The 14,885-nt window shown below is 44.6% G+C and carries 19 protein-coding genes and 1 riboswitch; of the genes, 10 read left to right on the forward strand and 9 right to left on the reverse strand.

What is annotated here, in order from left to right:
• Positions 1-139 precede the first annotated feature (139 nt).
• A riboswitch (SAM riboswitch) is annotated at positions 140-280 on the reverse strand.
• 331 nt (positions 281-611) lie between these two features.
• Positions 612-2,201 carry a phosphoenolpyruvate carboxykinase (ATP) gene (gene pckA, locus AS034_RS07460; protein ID WP_058298008.1) on the forward strand — a complete coding sequence of 530 codons (1,590 nt, stop codon included), beginning with the start codon at positions 612-614 and terminating at the stop codon, positions 2,199-2,201.
• 313 nt (positions 2,202-2,514) lie between these two features.
• Here pckA and AS034_RS22700 read toward each other — a convergent pair whose 3' ends face one another.
• On the reverse strand, positions 2,515-2,664 hold the full coding sequence (locus tag AS034_RS22700; protein WP_141687673.1) for a lmo0937 family membrane protein: 150 nt from the start codon (positions 2,662-2,664) through the stop codon (positions 2,515-2,517).
• Between the two features lie 187 nt (positions 2,665-2,851).
• On the opposite strand from AS034_RS22700, the gene AS034_RS07465 reads away from it, so the two are divergent.
• Positions 2,852-3,640, forward strand: a complete 789-nt coding sequence (locus tag AS034_RS07465; protein ID WP_058298009.1) for a GNAT family N-acetyltransferase — start codon at positions 2,852-2,854, stop codon at positions 3,638-3,640.
• Positions 3,641-3,694: 54 nt separating this feature from the next.
• On the opposite strand, the gene AS034_RS07470 is transcribed toward AS034_RS07465, so the two are convergent.
• The 4 genes from AS034_RS07470 to AS034_RS07485 form a co-directional block, all read right to left on the reverse strand.
• The gene (locus AS034_RS07470) at positions 3,695-4,258 is read right to left on the reverse strand and encodes a biotin transporter BioY (RefSeq protein WP_058298010.1); all 564 of its coding nucleotides are present in this window, start codon (positions 4,256-4,258) and stop codon (positions 3,695-3,697) included.
• A 53-nt stretch (positions 4,259-4,311) separates the two neighbouring features.
• Positions 4,312-4,857, reverse strand: coding sequence for a CBO0543 family protein (locus AS034_RS07475; protein ID WP_058298011.1), 546 nt, complete (start codon positions 4,855-4,857; stop codon positions 4,312-4,314).
• Between the two features lie 369 nt (positions 4,858-5,226).
• On the reverse strand, positions 5,227-5,469 hold the full coding sequence (locus tag AS034_RS07480) for a DUF2584 domain-containing protein (protein ID WP_058298012.1): 243 nt from the start codon (positions 5,467-5,469) through the stop codon (positions 5,227-5,229).
• Positions 5,470-5,481: 12 nt separating this feature from the next.
• Positions 5,482-6,267, reverse strand: coding sequence for an alpha/beta hydrolase family protein (locus tag AS034_RS07485; protein ID WP_058298013.1), 786 nt, complete (start codon positions 6,265-6,267; stop codon positions 5,482-5,484).
• 191 nt (positions 6,268-6,458) lie between these two features.
• Between AS034_RS07485 and AS034_RS07490 the strand changes: the two genes are divergently transcribed.
• The 3 genes from AS034_RS07490 (at position 6,459) to AS034_RS07500 (ending at position 9,093) form a co-directional block, all read left to right on the forward strand.
• Entirely contained in the window at positions 6,459-7,463 is a 1,005-nt protein-coding gene (locus AS034_RS07490; RefSeq protein ID WP_058298014.1) for an ABC transporter substrate-binding protein, read from the forward strand.
• A 72-nt stretch (positions 7,464-7,535) separates the two neighbouring features.
• The gene (locus tag AS034_RS07495) at positions 7,536-8,312 is read left to right on the forward strand and encodes an ABC transporter ATP-binding protein (RefSeq protein ID WP_032087263.1); all 777 of its coding nucleotides are present in this window, start codon (positions 7,536-7,538) and stop codon (positions 8,310-8,312) included.
• On the forward strand, positions 8,293-9,093 hold the full coding sequence (locus tag AS034_RS07500) for an ABC transporter permease (protein ID WP_419184973.1): 801 nt from the start codon (positions 8,293-8,295) through the stop codon (positions 9,091-9,093). The genes AS034_RS07495 and AS034_RS07500 overlap by 20 nt, the downstream gene beginning before the upstream one ends.
• Here AS034_RS07500 and ytkD read toward each other — a convergent pair.
• Positions 9,083-9,547 (reverse strand): RNA deprotection pyrophosphohydrolase, encoded by a 465-nt coding sequence (gene ytkD, locus AS034_RS07505; RefSeq protein WP_058298016.1) that lies wholly within the window; start codon positions 9,545-9,547, stop codon positions 9,083-9,085. The two genes, AS034_RS07500 and ytkD, sit on opposite strands and share 11 nt — an antisense overlap.
• Before the next feature lie 85 nt (positions 9,548-9,632).
• The gene (locus AS034_RS07510) at positions 9,633-9,956 is read right to left on the reverse strand and encodes a hypothetical protein (protein WP_058298017.1); all 324 of its coding nucleotides are present in this window, start codon (positions 9,954-9,956) and stop codon (positions 9,633-9,635) included.
• Between the two features lie 329 nt (positions 9,957-10,285).
• Between AS034_RS07510 and AS034_RS07515 the strand changes: the two genes are divergently transcribed.
• Entirely contained in the window at positions 10,286-10,531 is a 246-nt protein-coding gene (locus tag AS034_RS07515) for a DUF6154 family protein (RefSeq protein ID WP_032087259.1), read from the forward strand.
• Between the two features lie 66 nt (positions 10,532-10,597).
• Here the strand turns inward: AS034_RS07515 and AS034_RS07520 are convergent, their stop codons facing one another.
• Positions 10,598-10,780 carry a hypothetical protein gene (locus AS034_RS07520; protein ID WP_058298018.1) on the reverse strand — a complete coding sequence of 61 codons (183 nt, stop codon included), beginning with the start codon at positions 10,778-10,780 and terminating at the stop codon, positions 10,598-10,600.
• Positions 10,781-10,960: 180 nt separating this feature from the next.
• On the opposite strand from AS034_RS07520, the gene ytzI reads away from it, so the two are divergent.
• Positions 10,961-11,146 carry a YtzI protein gene (ytzI, locus tag AS034_RS07525; RefSeq protein ID WP_058298019.1) on the forward strand — a complete coding sequence of 62 codons (186 nt, stop codon included), beginning with the start codon at positions 10,961-10,963 and terminating at the stop codon, positions 11,144-11,146.
• A 117-nt stretch (positions 11,147-11,263) separates the two neighbouring features.
• Here the strand turns inward: ytzI and AS034_RS07530 are convergent, their stop codons facing one another.
• Positions 11,264-11,737: an S-ribosylhomocysteine lyase gene (locus AS034_RS07530; protein ID WP_032087256.1), complete on the reverse strand. Its 474-nt coding sequence runs from the start codon at positions 11,735-11,737 to the stop codon at positions 11,264-11,266.
• A 227-nt stretch (positions 11,738-11,964) separates the two neighbouring features.
• Between AS034_RS07530 and yidD the strand changes: the two genes are divergently transcribed.
• The 3 genes from yidD to AS034_RS07545 all read left to right on the forward strand — a co-directional run bounded on the left by yidD (position 11,965) and on the right by AS034_RS07545 (position 14,878).
• A complete protein-coding gene (yidD, locus tag AS034_RS07535; protein ID WP_032087255.1) occupies positions 11,965-12,213 on the forward strand; it encodes a membrane protein insertion efficiency factor YidD in 249 nt (82 codons plus the stop codon).
• Positions 12,214-12,368: 155 nt separating this feature from the next.
• A complete protein-coding gene (locus AS034_RS07540; protein WP_321203162.1) occupies positions 12,369-13,325 on the forward strand; it encodes a metal ABC transporter substrate-binding protein in 957 nt (318 codons plus the stop codon).
• A 200-nt stretch (positions 13,326-13,525) separates the two neighbouring features.
• Positions 13,526-14,878: a cytochrome ubiquinol oxidase subunit I gene (locus AS034_RS07545; RefSeq protein WP_058298020.1), complete on the forward strand. Its 1,353-nt coding sequence runs from the start codon at positions 13,526-13,528 to the stop codon at positions 14,876-14,878.
• Positions 14,879-14,885 lie beyond the last annotated feature (7 nt).

Consider the following 14,885-nt stretch of genomic DNA (forward strand, 5'->3'; position numbering starts at 1 on the left):
GTAAACATGGTTTTTTTATAAGGAAGGCCCTTATATAAAACCTGAGATTTAACTAATTATGCAGACTATAAAACAGAAAAAACCCTTCCTCTAAAAAGCACAAAGAGGAAAGGTTTCAGATCATAGCCGCGCCTTTTCTCTCTTATCGTTCAAGGTATCCACCTTGCCTCAGTTTAGCACCTTCGCTTCATGGGATCCTTCAATAAGAAAGACCCACTATCTATTTAGCAGGTTGCTGGGTTTCATAGGGTCTGCTCCCTCCACCAGCTCAGGATAAGAGTATCCGTTCAAGGTACAATAATAACGTTAAATACTCAAGAGTGTCAAATGTTTTTTAGTATGAAAAGATTCCCGGTAAATCCGACTGGATAAACGACTCAAATATATTAAGAAGAAACATAACAAACATGGGTAAATGCATGATGATTTTCCGGTGGACAAGCATAAACTGCTCTAATAAGGAGAAATAAGGTGCGGATTTTAAGGAAAATGTTACAAGTTTAAGTCACAATATAAAAAATGACTAAATAGTATAGACTAATAAATTAATTGTGTTATACTATTTTTGAAAAGATACAAGGTATTTAAATTTATATAAAGGAAGGGTTCTAATGAATTCAGTGAGCATGTCTAATGAGTTAACAGAATTACTTAACGGTCAAAACATAAAAAATCAACTGTCTGTTTCACAATTAGTGGAAAAAGTTCTCCATAGAAATGAAGGCGTTTTAACTTCTTCGGGTGCGGTAAGAGCTGAAACGGGAACATATACAGGGCGCTCTCCTAAAGATAAATTCATCGTCGAGGAGCCTACTACGAAAGATAAGATTGATTGGGGATCTGTCAATCAGCCAATCTCCGCTGAATCATTCGATAAATTATATCATAAAGTCCTTGCATACTTAAAAGAAAAAGAAGAAGTATTTGTCTTCAACGGGTTTGCAGGCGCAGATCCAAAACATAGACTGCCGATTCAGGTGATCAATGAATTTGCGTGGCATAACCTTTTCGCGCACCAGCTTTTCATCCGTCCAAGTGCGGAGGAGCTAATCTCTCACAATTCCGAATTCACGATCGTTTCTGCCCCTAACTTTAAAGCAGATCCCGCGGTTGACGGCACCAACTCGGAAACATTCATCATTGTTTCATTCGAAAAACGCATCGTCCTGATCGGCGGGACTGAATATGCAGGAGAAATGAAAAAGTCAATCTTCTCCGTCATGAACTACATGCTCCCTGAAGCCGATATCCTTTCCATGCACTGCTCGGCGAATGTCGGCCGCGAAGGTGATGTTGCCTTATTCTTCGGACTTTCCGGAACAGGGAAGACGACTTTATCGGCAGATCCGAACCGCCGTCTGATCGGAGACGACGAACACGGCTGGTCGCCGAACGGCGTATTCAATATCGAAGGCGGCTGCTATGCAAAATGCATCGGACTGACCCGTGAAAAGGAGCCTCAAATCTTTGATGCCATCCGTTTTGGATCAGTCCTTGAGAATGTCGTGCTTGATGAAGATTCACGCATTCCTGATTATGAGAATAACAGTTTAACAGAAAATACCCGTGCCGCTTATCCGCTCCAGGCAATGGAAAATATCGTGGAGCCAAGCGTGGCCGGACACCCTAATACAATCGTATTCCTGACTGCGGATGCATTCGGCGTACTGCCTCCGATCAGCAAACTGACAAAAGAACAGGCAATGTACCACTTCCTGAGCGGATACACTTCCAAGCTTGCTGGAACCGAGCGCGGCATCACTTCGCCGCAGGCAACATTCTCAACATGCTTCGGTTCGCCATTCCTGCCGCTTGCAGCTACTCGTTATGCTGAAATGCTCGGAAAGAAAATCGATGAGCATAATGCAGAAGTGTATCTCGTGAATACTGGATGGACCGGCGGTGAATATGGCGTCGGCAGCCGAATGAAGCTTTCATTCACGCGTGCGATGGTGCAGGCAGCATTGGAAGGCGAACTGACGAACGTCGAAACCGAAAAGGACGAAATCTTTGGCCTGAACATCCCTGTACACGTACCTGGAGTACCGGATGAGGTACTGCAGCCGGTTAAGACATGGTCGGATGAAAAAGCGTACAAAGCGAAAGCGACCGAACTTGCCAGCCAATTCAACGACAACTTCAAGAAATTCACTAACGTTCCAGCCGAAATCGAAGCAAAAGGCGGTCCGTCAGTAAAATAATTCATGCAGAAGAGTCCAGCACTTAAAATGTGTTGGGCTTTTTTTATTTTTGGGACGGGTTTTGCGGGGATGATCTTAATTCTTGGTTGTCTCATCTGGAGGCATGGGCGGTAGTCAACGATTTAGTTTTTTATCAACGAAAATCTCGGATTGATTATCAACAAAAAAACCGATTTATCAATGTTTTTTCAGGTTACCGACAATTCTCTGTAAATCAACAAATTCCGCCTGCGCCGATAACAACATCCAGCACCCCAATCCAACCCATCCCCAAATAAAAAAAGAGGATTCCTCCTCTTTCCTTAAAACAAAGCTATACACCTTTCTTCCGGCCTGTAATCAGATTCCACAAGAACACGATTACGGCAATGACCAATAAAATATGGATGATGGCTCCGCCGATCTTGAATATCAGTCCAAGCAGCCAAAGGACAACAAGGATCCCGATAATGGTCCACAACATCTATACCGCCTCCTTCATGATGAATTAGTGCTCACTCATTTACTGATGATAAATCATGTATTGATGCTAACTTTCCCTAAAATTCATTTTTTAAAACAAAAAAGGAAATTTAGTAAAAATTCTCTTTACTAAATATTATAAATTTTGGTAATATATCAATTAAAACTTATAAAGGGGTTTGGGGGAAATGATCAAGGTACTGACACAGGAGGATGACAGGCAATGCCAGCAGTTAATTCAAAAAGAGCCTGCTGAGAACTTGTTCATCATTGGTGATATTGAAGCATTCGGTTACGAACAGGATTTTCAGAAGATCTGGGGGGATTTTGACGAAGATGGGAATCTGAGAGGGGTCCTTCTGAAGTATAGAGAGAACTTCATTCCTTATTCGCCGGGGGAATTCGATGCGGAAGGGTTTGCAGCCATCATCAACAGCTGCGAGGACTTTTCCATCATGTCCGGGTTAAAGGCCGTAACGTCGAAAGTCGAACCTTTTCTATCAAGGGAATTCCAATCCAAAAGACAGATGTACTATGCCAAACTGGATAATTCGGAGTCATTATCAGAAGGAGAGCTTCATCATGTTGAAAAAGCCACCATTGAGGCATTGCCAAAATTGGTTGAGCTCCTGAACAGCATCCCGGAGTTCAGCGGCGGAAGTTTCACTGTCGAGAAAAGAAAACACGGGATGGAAAAAGGGGTCGCGCGCAGCTACTATATCGAAAGAGACGGCATCTTTGTATCTTCCGCTTCCACTACTGCGGAGAACAGCTCCTCGGCGATGATCGTGGCCGTCTGCACTCATCCAGATTATAAGAAAAAAGGATATGCGACCGAGTGCATGACAAAATTATGCCGTGATGTTCTCCAAGAAGGCAAGGAGCTCTGCCTTTTTTACGATAATCCCGAGGCGGGCAGGATTTATAAAAATATTGGTTTTGAAGATATAGGCTACTGGATGATGTATAAATTTTAATATTCCCAAAAAAACAGCCGGATCTCCATTTTCAGGAGACCCGGCTGTTTTCATTCATGCCGCAGCATCTGCACGATTGTGTATCAATCTTGCCTGAATCAGCCGCTTTCGAACGGTAATCCCTATCCAGCTGGCCAGGAATGCCTTGATCAATCCGACCACGATGAACGGATACACTCCTGCCGCCATCGCCTGTGTCCAGCTTAAATCTGCCACGTATTTCAATTGAATGGTCCCGATCAGAAGGGTGACGACCATCCCCGCCGTATTCGCCACCATTGCCATTGTAAGATTGAACTTTGTCTTCTCAAGGATCAAGCCTGTAATGAATGCCGCCGCGCTAAACCCGAATATGTAGCCCCCGGTTGGTCCCACCAACACCTGGGCACCTCCGCTGAATCCTGCAAAGACCGGCACCCCTACCGCTCCAAGCAATGCATATCCAATCATGGCGAAAGCTCCGTATCTGCTTCCCAGAATCGTTGCCGTCAGTCCGACCGCCAGTGTCTGCCCGCTGATTGGAACGAGCGGGAGCGGTATTTCTATCTGCGCAAAAATCCCCGTTATCGCAGCAAAGATGCTGCACTGTATGATCACTCTTAATTTTTCCCCATTCATGATTGTTCTCCCCTTTTGCGTTAACCTTCAATAATATAAAGTTAACACAATTTTCAATTCTCGGGAAGAACCTTAAATACTTTTTCTACAAACCAGCGTATGATATAGGAAAGGACAAAATATATGACAAACGACCACCATGGTTCCCATTGATACGCCTTATAATAATCGAGCCACCTGAAAAACGGTTCGCTGATGAATGAAGCTCCACCGGCCAAAACTAAATTTGCAATAAAAAATGCTTTTCCTTTGGGAAAATAATAATAAATTAACATATAAGTGACCGGTATCAACGCATAATCAAATAAATAGGCTTTCGGATAAATGGGCAAAAGCTCGGTCGGATAGCCCCAATAACCCAGTTCATACCCAAACCCGTCCAAGTTCGCCGCTGCCATGATCCATACCAGACCCAGGAACAATATCCTCGGAAGCTGCCGGCGATCCACCAATTTCAACAGCAGCACCCAGAGAAGAATCATTAAAACAATTATGATCCACCACTTCAGTGAAAGGAAATTGTATTTCAACCAATAGTCAATATTTAAATTTACCGCCCTCTGCAGCTCGTCATGAACTTTATCATATTTCTCAACCATCGCAGTACCTCAGTTTTTTTACTAGTATGGGAATATATCCAAGTATTTATCCTAAAATAAAAGAGGCTGGGACAAAAGTGATTTAGCATAAGCAAAACCCGAACTATTTTGCATGAGATGAGGCAAAATAGCTCGGGTTTTTTATTTGTTCATTGTACATCTAGGAATTAGCTCATTCAGCGGTTGATTGGAGTGCAAGACGAAGACTCCTGCGGGAAGAGTAGCTTATGTGAGACCCCGCAGGCTTGCCGAGGAGGCTCACGGGCTACCCGCGGAAAGCGTAGTCTTGCACGGAAATCATTAGCGTTATTTAGTCCACTCTGAAATGTTCGTCTTTAGACAAGGGAATTTTAGTTTTGTCCCAATCTCCTAATTGGTTTTATTGAGCGAAATCAGCTTGTAGAAGATGATGGTTTGATCATCATGCCATTGGACTTTTTCAATCATCGCATAGCCCCTTGAGTGGCTCTTCTTCGTTGTCCTTACTTCAATGGGGGTGTTCATCGGATACAAACGGTAGCCTTCTTTTTGCAACTGAAATAAGTTGTCTTTCTTCCTCACTTCTCTTCCTTTCGTGACGAGCATGGTATTAAGCTCAAGACCCATTCCCATGGTGATTCCCCTTTACTGCTGTTTTTTCATCCAATCACAGAGCATCTTGACGATTTCACGGTTCTTCAACGGGGGGAAATAATGTGTGTACGCTGAAAAATAATAGGATTCGACCGATTTCCCTGCCTCTTTCAGCCTTTTTTCTAATCTATATGCATGATCGATTGAAACGTTCTGATCTTTTTTCCCGTGTATGATCAGGACAGGTGCTGAAATCTCTTCTATTTCATAAAGGGGGGTCCGCCATTCGTAGCGCTCAGGATATTTATTCGGACTGCCGCCGATCACCCTCTTCATCATCCTCCGGAGGTCTTTCCGTTCTTCGTAGGTGAGGAACATATCGGACACCCCTCCCCAGGTGACGATGGAAGTGACCTCTTTCATCTCAATCCCGGTGAAGAGAGCCATGACGCCTCCACGGGAAAAGCCGAAAACATGGATCCTCCCGTTATGCACCCTTTCATATTTCTCCAAAAACCTATAAGCCGACAATGCATCCTCACGGTCATCACCTGCAAAGTCCTCGTTTCCTTCGCCGCCGCGGTTCCCCCGGTAATACGGGGCAAACACAATGAATCCTTCCTGGGCAAATTGGGCGATGCGGGCCGGCCTTACCATTCCAACCCCTTTTATTCCGCCCCTCAAATAGAGGAATCCATCATATGTACCTTCTTTCGCAGGCTGTGCAAGCATCCCTTTCACCCTCAGTCCCCCTGAGATATAAACGATTTCATAGAGCTCTACATGCGGATTTGGGGAAGGAAATAACGTTTTTTTCAAAATGGTTCCGTTCTTCATATTCTCTTCCTTTCGAAAAGTGGGCTCTGGGTATTCACACAATTTCATCCCATACATACACTATTTTATCAAATCTCAATTTCAAATTATCACGGTTCCCTATAGGCGCAACATACCCCTCTATCATGGCAGACAAACGTTTAGAGGGTATTCGCATGCGCACATGTTTCATTCCAAGGAGGAAAATCCACATGAAAAAATGGTCTCGAATTGCTTTCACCCTATTAGCAGCCGCTTCTCTCACCATCGGTCTGACCGCATGCGGCAGCGGAAAAGATGAACTGGAAAAAGTACGTGTGGCAGAAGTGACCCGCTCCATCTTCTATGCTCCCCAATATGTGGCGATTGAAAAAGGCTTTTTTAAAGAAGAAGGACTTGATATCGAGCTTACCACCACCTGGGGCGGCGATAAGACGATGACTTCCCTGCTGTCCGGCGGCGCTGATATCGCCCTGGTCGGTTCGGAGACATCGATTTATGTCCATGCGCAGGGGTCCGATGATCCCGTCATCAACTTTGCCCAGCTCACTCAGACGGACGGAACCTTCCTGGTTTCCCGTGAAAAGGTGGAAAACTTTGACTGGGAGCAGCTCAAAGGCTCCACATTCCTCGGTCAGCGTAAAGGCGGCATGCCGCAGATGGTAGGGGAATTTGTGCTCAAGCAGCATGGAATCGATCCGCATAACGACTTGAACCTCATCCAGAACATCGATTTTGCCAATATCGCCAACGCTTTTGCATCCGGTACAGGCGATTATGTACAGCTTTTCGAACCTACTGCCTCGATCTTTGAAAAAGAAGGAAAAGGTCATATCATCGCATCATTCGGAACAGAGTCCGGCCACGTCCCGTATACCACTTTCATGGCAAAGGACAGTTATATGAAAGAGAACAGTGAAACCATCGAAAAGTTCACGAGAGCCCTCTATAAAGCCCAGAAATGGGTGGATGAAAGCTCGCCAGGTGAAATTGCGGAAGTCCTTGAGCCTTACTTCGAAGATACGGAATCAGACATCATCGAAACAGTGGTTGAACGCTACAAATCACAGGGATCCTTTGCAACTGACCCGATCCTCGACACGGAGGAATGGAACAACCTGCAGGACATCATGGACGAAGCGGGAGAACTTCCGGTAAGGATCGACCACAAAACTCTCGTCAACACTTCTGTTGCCGAAAAAGTAAGTAAAAGATAAAATCACCGACCTGACCAGGCTGACTATTTCGTCAGCCTCTTATCAATTTAGAAAGACTGGAGGCGCGTTACCGTGGATTTTTTGTCTGTGGACTCGATTCATCACACTTATTTTTCCCCTAAAACGGCAACCAATGCCCTGGCCAATATTTCATTAAATGTGAATGAAGGTGAATTCATTTCATTTATCGGACCGAGCGGATGCGGAAAAACCACCCTGCTTTCCATCATTGCCGGGCTCATAAAACCTACTGAGGGAAAAGTACTCCTGAACGGCAGGCCGGTCAGTTCTGAAAAGAATCAAATGGGATATATGCTTCAGCAGGACTATCTTTTCCCCTGGAAAACGATAGAGGAAAATATCTTATTAGGGTTGAGAATCATGGATAGCCTGACGGAGGAGAAAAAAACCGAGGCATATGAACTGCTTGAAGAATTGGGACTGAAGGGGGTCGGGGCTTCATATCCGAGAGAGCTCTCAGGGGGGATGCGGCAGCGGGTAGCCCTGATCCGTACATTGATCACAGAGCCAAAGATCCTCCTGTTGGATGAGCCATTTTCGGCCCTTGATTATCAAACGAAGCTGAAACTTGAAGATCTGATATTCACGACCTTAAAATCATTGAATAAAACAGCCGTCCTCGTCACGCATGATATCGGTGAAGCAATTGCCATGAGCGACAGGATCATTTTATTCGCTTCAAACCCGGGGAGAGTGCATAGAGTTTTTGAGGTACCCCCTGAATTAAAGGGATTGAAGCCATTTACCGTTCGAAATCATGAAGCCTATCCGCCATTTTTCCAGAATATATGGAAGGAGCTTGAGAACCTTGAATCAGGAAACCCTTAAACAGAAGCATACAGAATACATTCATTCACTGAAAAAGGAACAGCGCCGGGTCTGGTTCTATCAGGCCTTGATTTTCCTAGTGTTCTTCACCTCATGGGAAGCAGCAAGCCGCAACAGCTGGGTGGATCCGCTGATTTTCAGTTCACCTTCAAAAATCTGGGCCTTATTTCTTGATAAAGTCGCAGACGGCAGCCTTCTTGCCAACTTATCGGTGACCCTGGGTGAAACCATCCTGGGATTCATTCTCGGAACACTTCTAGGTACACTTCTGGCAGCGCTCCTTTGGTGGTCACCGTTCCTGTCCAGGGTGCTGGATCCCTATCTTGTCATCCTGAATGCGATGCCGAAAGTGGCCCTAGGCCCCATCCTGATCGTCGGCCTCGGTCCCGGCTTCACGTCGATCATCGCGATGGGGACGGTCATCTCCGTCATCATCACGACCATCGTCGTCTACACCTCTTTCAAAGAGGTGGACCCGAATTACTTGAAAGTCATGAAGACATTCGGGGCGGGAAGGGGTCAGATGTTCAAAGAAGTGATCCTGCCCGCTTCCTTCCCGACAATCATTTCCACATTGAAAGTGAACGTCGGTTTATCCTGGGTAGGGGTCATCGTAGGTGAATTCCTTGTGTCTGCAAAAGGGCTCGGATACATGATCATCTATGGATTCCAGGTATTCAATTTTTCCCTTGTCCTGCTTTCACTGCTTGTAATCGCCGTATTTGCCACAATCATGTATAAGATTGTGGAGCAATTAGAAAAGAAGTGGATCAAGTCATAATGTTCAAATGTTTCAAAGCCAATTCCACCACTTTGTCTTTCATGATGAAACTGAACTCGGGGTGTGTCTGCATATCAGTCAGCTCACCCTCCCACAATTTACAGCCGTATGTTTCGAGATAATCGTCTTTCATGATGACATCCCTGGCTTCTGCATAGAAAATCGTTTTTACGAATGGGGATTGATCATATACTTTATATTCCCCGACAAAGACAGGTTCCTCGATCACACCCCCGGTTTCTTCAAACGTTTCGCGGACGGCCGCATCTTCAAGCGTTTCACCTTTTTCGCGCTTGCCGCCGGGAAACTCAAGGCCCCGCTTCTTATGCTGGGTCAAAAGCCACTTTTCCTTGTAACGGCATATGATTAGAACGTGGTGTGACTCCATATTAAAAAAATTTTTCTGAAATGCAAGTTCCACTTTTAAACCATTGGCGTCGATAAATTGTTCCATTTGTCATCACCCCTTTAATAATCTAATCATAAATAAAAAGCATTGGTCCACAAGTTTTGCTTGGGAACCAATACTTTTTAGCTCTTCACGGGGCTGGATGATCCAGGATCCCCATGCTTTCAATATGTTTCTTCGCCTCTTCATCACCCAGCTCATGGATCATGCCATACACCCTGTGAAGGTTTTCATCATAGGCATCATTCTCACGATCAAAGTGATATTGTACATACGGTACATGAGAACGGTAAAAATTCTGCCAGTCGGTCGAATAATTCGAATCAAAGATCTCCCTGAGCTTTGTGATTTCTTCATCAGTAGCCGAAATTTTAAAGTGCCAGGGTGAATCCGTCGAGCTCCTGGATATTTCACCGCTCGCTACCTCAATATAGTAATCATGACGTTCGTCCAAACTTCACAACCCCTTCGTATTTGTTACCCTTCTTTTTCCTCAATTCCTCACTTTCTATACACAGTGGGAGAAGGTGTAAGTGAAGAGCTGCTCATCATCCGCCCGCAGAAAGCGTTTCTTGTACGGAATCGGACAGGCATGTTCTAACAGATCACTAAAAATTTCCCTCCATCATGAATATTGTCAGTATTCTTTAGTATAGTATCAATAAGAATGTTTAGATTTCAGGGCCGGGATGCTTACAGGCAGGAAATTCGGGTAAATACAAAATAAATTGTAGTGTATTCAATCCTACTTCTGTTAAAATTAATGAAAGGGAGGTGAAGTGCATGAAGTTGATTGAAGAAATCTATGAAATGTACCGTGGCAGAATCAAAGGTACAGATGAAGACTTGGACCTCATTGCCCTTACGATCTTAGAAGATACATCCAGGAATGAAATCATCGAATTGATTCAGGAAATGGAAACAGAAGAATTGGAATATTTCCTTCGACTATACATATTTGAGACGTTAAAAGAAAAATGGTCTAAAAGTGAAGAGCGTGTCAGACTGGAACGGAAAAGCCTTCACTGATTTCCTCAGGGGAAAACATACAGTAAGAAAAAAGCCTTGAACAGCAGCTGTTCAAGGCTTTTTTCTTTATCCCTTCAAATCGATGGAAATCCCTTTGCTCGGATGCGGAGCAGCGTTAGCCTCCTTCATGTCCTGAAGCATGACAGTTACATGCGCAGCCTGTGTGGACATCTGGCTCTTCAAGAGATTCATGCTCAGCGTCCTCTGCAGCTCTGCAACCTGCTTCCCCATCAGGGCGGATACGTTCATCGCATTCCCCTCCCCTCTCCTTGTTTCATCCATCATACCAATAACAACCAGTCAGAAACAGAATAACTTTCCGCCTAGTAGAGGACCTTTATACTATATCATTCTTTCACGAAGTTGTACGAATTGGTGAATGACAATTATTTTTTCTATGATAAAATAAGGAAAAAGGGGGGCTGAACTGTGTCATTAACGCTTGTCATGATCATTGCCGTCGCTATATGCATTCTAGTGATCTTTGTCAGTGCCCTGACGACATCCAAAGCATATACGACCGTTAAACATACCGTTGATCCGCTGGATAACAATCCGCACCTTAAGCATATGGAAGATACTGAGGAAGAATCCGAAGAAAAAACCACGAAATGAATAGTTGATTGATAACCGGGGAATTTGTTCCCGGTTTTTGTTTGTTTTGGGCTAAAAAGACGCATACAAAGATCCACCGGCAAAAAGTCATGCCGGTGGATTTCTTTCGTTAATGAATTAAGCAAATACCTGCTTCAACTCTTCTTTACTGTGACCAAGCCAGTATTTCATCAATCTTTTTGCTCCCTCAAGGTCGTGAAGCTTTGCCTGTCCGCACTGCTTCTCATTTGCAGCAGGGATCTCCTCTATTTCAACCGCTTCCTTCATCGTCGCTTCCAATAAGTCGATGATTTCCTCTACTTCAGGTTCACCGCTGACGACGAGGTAGTACCCTGTCTGGCACCCCATCGGAGATATATCAATGATATCAAAATGAGCATACGGCTCGGCATATTTACGGATGGTAAACGCAAGCAGGTGCTCCAGTGTGTGAATGGAGTCAGGCTTCATTGCCTGTTTGTTCGGCTGGCTGAAACGGATATCAAATTTATTGACAAGGCCGTCGCTTCCCACCTTATGCACTCCACAGTGTCTGACATACGGTGCCTTGACCGCATTATGATCTAATTCAAAGCTTTCTACTGATGGCATTCATTATCACTCCCATTCATTTCTATCTATAGTATAACGTAAATTCAGAGTAATTTCATCAACTTAATCCGAATTGGGTGATGATCATGTCCTGATGCTTCTTTACACTCTTCGCCATTCCTGGCTTCGAACCCTCTTTACATTTTTATTTCATTCAAAAACAGGCTGCTTTCATCTTAGAAGCTTTTTTTGATATAGTAGAAGAAAACGCACTGGGAGATTATGAAATGAAACGTGCAATCCTTTTACTGTTCCGATTTTACCAAGTGGTGATTTCTCCAATAAAACCTCCGACGTGCCGCTTCTATCCGACTTGCTCTCATTACGGAATACAGGCTGTGAGCAGATTTGGCGCCCTGCGCGGAGGCTACCTGACAATAAAACGAATTCTTAAATGCCATCCATTCCATCCCGGTGGAATCGATCACGTCCCGGAGGAATGGGCGGAGAGGAATAAGAAGCAGAACCAGGACTAGCTCTGTAATCAGAGGTAGTCTTTTTCATTGCCCCTTTATTGGAAAAGATAAAAGTCTTGATTATTACTTCAGATGGTAGTAAAATAACGTTTGTGCTAAATCGTAATCATTACAATTTACAAAAAATAAAAATAAAGAAAAAAGGAGGCTGCCTCTTGAACTATATTCGTAAAAGTTTGTTATTATTAATCGTTTTACTCCTGTCTGCCTGCGGAGCTTCTCCTGAAGAGAAGGGATCGAAGGACGGGAAGCTCGACGTATATACAACGGTTTACCCGCTTGAATACTTCACAAAGGAAATCGGCGGTAAGCATGTAGAGGTTCACAGCATTTACCCGCCCGGCTCTGATGAGCATACATTCGAACCATCCCAAAAAGATATGATCGATATGGCGGAAGGCGATGTTTTCTTCTATGTCGGGATGGGTCTCGAAGGATTTGTTGAAAAGGCGAAATCAATATTAGAGAACGAAGATGTGAAGGTCGTCCCGGCCAGTAAAGGTATCAATTTGGAAGACGCAGAGCATTCGGAAGATGACGATGCTCACGGTGAAGAAACCCATTCAGATGAAGGACATGGGCATGATCATGGTGCCGATCCGCACATTTGGCTGAACCCGGAATACTCCAAGCAAATGGCCAAAGTCATTGCAGATACACTCTCGAAAGAAATGCCTGAACACAAGGAAGAGTTCCAGTCGAACCTAAAAGAATTGAACGGACAGCTGGACGCTTTGGATAAAGAGTTCAAGCAGATGGCAGAAGCAGCTCCGAAGAAAACATTTTATGTTTCCCACGCAGCTTACAGCTACTGGGAAGACCGTTACGGACTGCACCAGGAAGCCATCGCAGGATTGAATACATCTGATGAGCCTTCACAGCAGGAATTGAAGAAAATCATCGAAAAAGGCAAAGAAGATAATGTTGACTATGTTTTATTTGAACAGAATGTTTCTTCCCGTTTAACTGAGGTTGTTCAAAAGGAACTGGGGGCAGAGGCCCTTACACTCCATAACGTTTCTGTTCTGACGGAAAAAGATATCGATAACAGAGAAGATTATTTTTCACTGATGAGAAAGAACATAAAGACGTTGGAAAAAGCATTAAAATAATAGATTGAAGACACCGCTCTTATTAATGGGCGGTGTTTTTTTAGTTTTAAGACTGGTGCCTGGCTCAAATCACATCGTTTGAGCCTGGCTCAAATCACACCGTTTGGGCCTGGCTCTAATCACATCGTTTTGCCATGCATATTATTTTCCATTAAGTGGACAATAAGGAAAGCTAATGACATGGTAAGGGAGAATTGGAAATGGATGAATTGGTACTTGCACGATCTTTATTCGGCACAACGATGGCTTTTCACATCATCTTTGCAACGCTCGGTGTCGGCATTCCGCTGATGATCCTTGTAGCGGAAATTATGTATCAACGCACAAATGATCTGGATTATTCTGTGATGGCCAAACGCTGGACGAAAGCATTCGCCGTCCTACTCGGTGTCGGGATCCCGACCGGGACGATTGCAGGTGTGCAGCTTTCACTTCTCTGGCCCGGTTTCATGGAGGTCATCGGGCGGGTAATGGCGCTGCCCTTTCAAATCGAGATTTATGCCTTCTTTATTGAAGCTCTCTTTATGTCCATTTATGTTTATGCAGCGAACCGGATTGCCCCGTGGATGAGAATCGTCAGTTTGATCCTTGTCGCAATCGGCGGTCTGGCTTCGGCCGTATTGATCACAAATGTTCATGCATTTGAAGGGACCCCGGCAGGATTTAATATTGTGAATGGGGAAATCACGGATGTCGATCCGTGGAAAGCCTTTTTCAATCCGAGCTTTTTTGTAACGGCCGGACACGTCGCTCTTTCAGCCTACGTTGTCGGATCGTTCACCATTGCCTCAGTCGCTGCATTTAAAATGCTCCGCACCCCATTCGATTCGAGAGTATATAAGTTTCATGGAAAAGCACTGATGATCTGTTTATTCGTAGGTGGGGTTTTTGCGTTCTTGACCGCGATAAACGGACATGAATCTGCTCAGAAGCTGCATGAATATCAACCTGAAAAACTTGCTGCAGCAGAAGGTCTTTTCGAAACCCAGACGCATGCGCCGCTTGCCATCGGAGGCTTTACCAACCGCGCGGAACAGGAAGTCAAATGGGGTATTGAAGTTCCGTGGGCACTGAGTTTTCTGGCGGGCAACAGCTTCGATACAGAAGTGATCGGCTTGAATGATTTCCCTGAGGAATACTGGCCGCCTCTGTTTGTACATACCCTGTTTAACGCCATGGTTGGAATCGGCTCGTTATTGATCCTTCTTGCACTCGTTGCTTATGTGTGGAAGAAGCTGCTGAAAAAAGAACATTATCCAAAATGGCTCATGTGGTTGTTTGTCGCAGGTGGGCCCCTTTCCATCCTGGCAATCGAATTCGGCTGGATATTCGCCTGCACCGGACGCCAGCCGTGGACCATATATAGAATCCTGAGTACAGAGGATTCGGTGACGGCGACGGGTAATATAGCCGTTCTGTTCATTTTGTTTGTCACGGTTTATACGATTTTAGCGGTTGCCGTAGTCCTTGTCCTGCTCTACTACTTCAAACGTAATCCGCCGCAAAAGGATATCGACAAAGCAGAAAGCAAAGAAATTCCGCTCTCAACTTAAACGAAAG

It is taken from the genome of [Bacillus] enclensis (genome assembly GCF_001456935.1).
Classification (GTDB): domain Bacteria; phylum Bacillota; class Bacilli; order Bacillales; family Bacillaceae_B; genus Rossellomorea; species Rossellomorea enclensis.

What these genes read in the sequence shown, in the direction of transcription:
- pckA (WP_058298008.1), top strand. Translation starts at nt 612, where the DNA reads ATGAATTCAGTGAGCATGTCTAATGAGTTAACAGAATTACTTAACGGT.
- AS034_RS22700 (WP_141687673.1), bottom strand. Translation starts at nt 2,664, where the DNA reads ATGTTGTGGACCATTATCGGGATCCTTGTTGTCCTTTGGCTGCTTGGA.
- AS034_RS07465 (WP_058298009.1), top strand. Translation starts at nt 2,852, where the DNA reads ATGATCAAGGTACTGACACAGGAGGATGACAGGCAATGCCAGCAGTTA.
- AS034_RS07470 (WP_058298010.1), bottom strand. Translation starts at nt 4,258, where the DNA reads ATGAATGGGGAAAAATTAAGAGTGATCATACAGTGCAGCATCTTTGCT.
- AS034_RS07475 (WP_058298011.1), bottom strand. Translation starts at nt 4,857, where the DNA reads ATGGTTGAGAAATATGATAAAGTTCATGACGAGCTGCAGAGGGCGGTA.
- AS034_RS07480 (WP_058298012.1), bottom strand. Translation starts at nt 5,469, where the DNA reads ATGGGAATGGGTCTTGAGCTTAATACCATGCTCGTCACGAAAGGAAGA.
- AS034_RS07485 (WP_058298013.1), bottom strand. Translation starts at nt 6,267, where the DNA reads ATGAAGAACGGAACCATTTTGAAAAAAACGTTATTTCCTTCCCCAAAT.
- AS034_RS07490 (WP_058298014.1), top strand. Translation starts at nt 6,459, where the DNA reads ATGAAAAAATGGTCTCGAATTGCTTTCACCCTATTAGCAGCCGCTTCT.
- ytkD (WP_058298016.1), bottom strand. Translation starts at nt 9,547, where the DNA reads ATGGAACAATTTATCGACGCCAATGGTTTAAAAGTGGAACTTGCATTT.
- AS034_RS07515 (WP_032087259.1), top strand. Translation starts at nt 10,286, where the DNA reads ATGAAGTTGATTGAAGAAATCTATGAAATGTACCGTGGCAGAATCAAA.
- AS034_RS07520 (WP_058298018.1), bottom strand. Translation starts at nt 10,780, where the DNA reads ATGAACGTATCCGCCCTGATGGGGAAGCAGGTTGCAGAGCTGCAGAGG.
- AS034_RS07530 (WP_032087256.1), bottom strand. Translation starts at nt 11,737, where the DNA reads ATGCCATCAGTAGAAAGCTTTGAATTAGATCATAATGCGGTCAAGGCA.
- yidD (WP_032087255.1), top strand. Translation starts at nt 11,965, where the DNA reads ATGAAACGTGCAATCCTTTTACTGTTCCGATTTTACCAAGTGGTGATT.
- AS034_RS07545 (WP_058298020.1), top strand. Translation starts at nt 13,526, where the DNA reads ATGGATGAATTGGTACTTGCACGATCTTTATTCGGCACAACGATGGCT.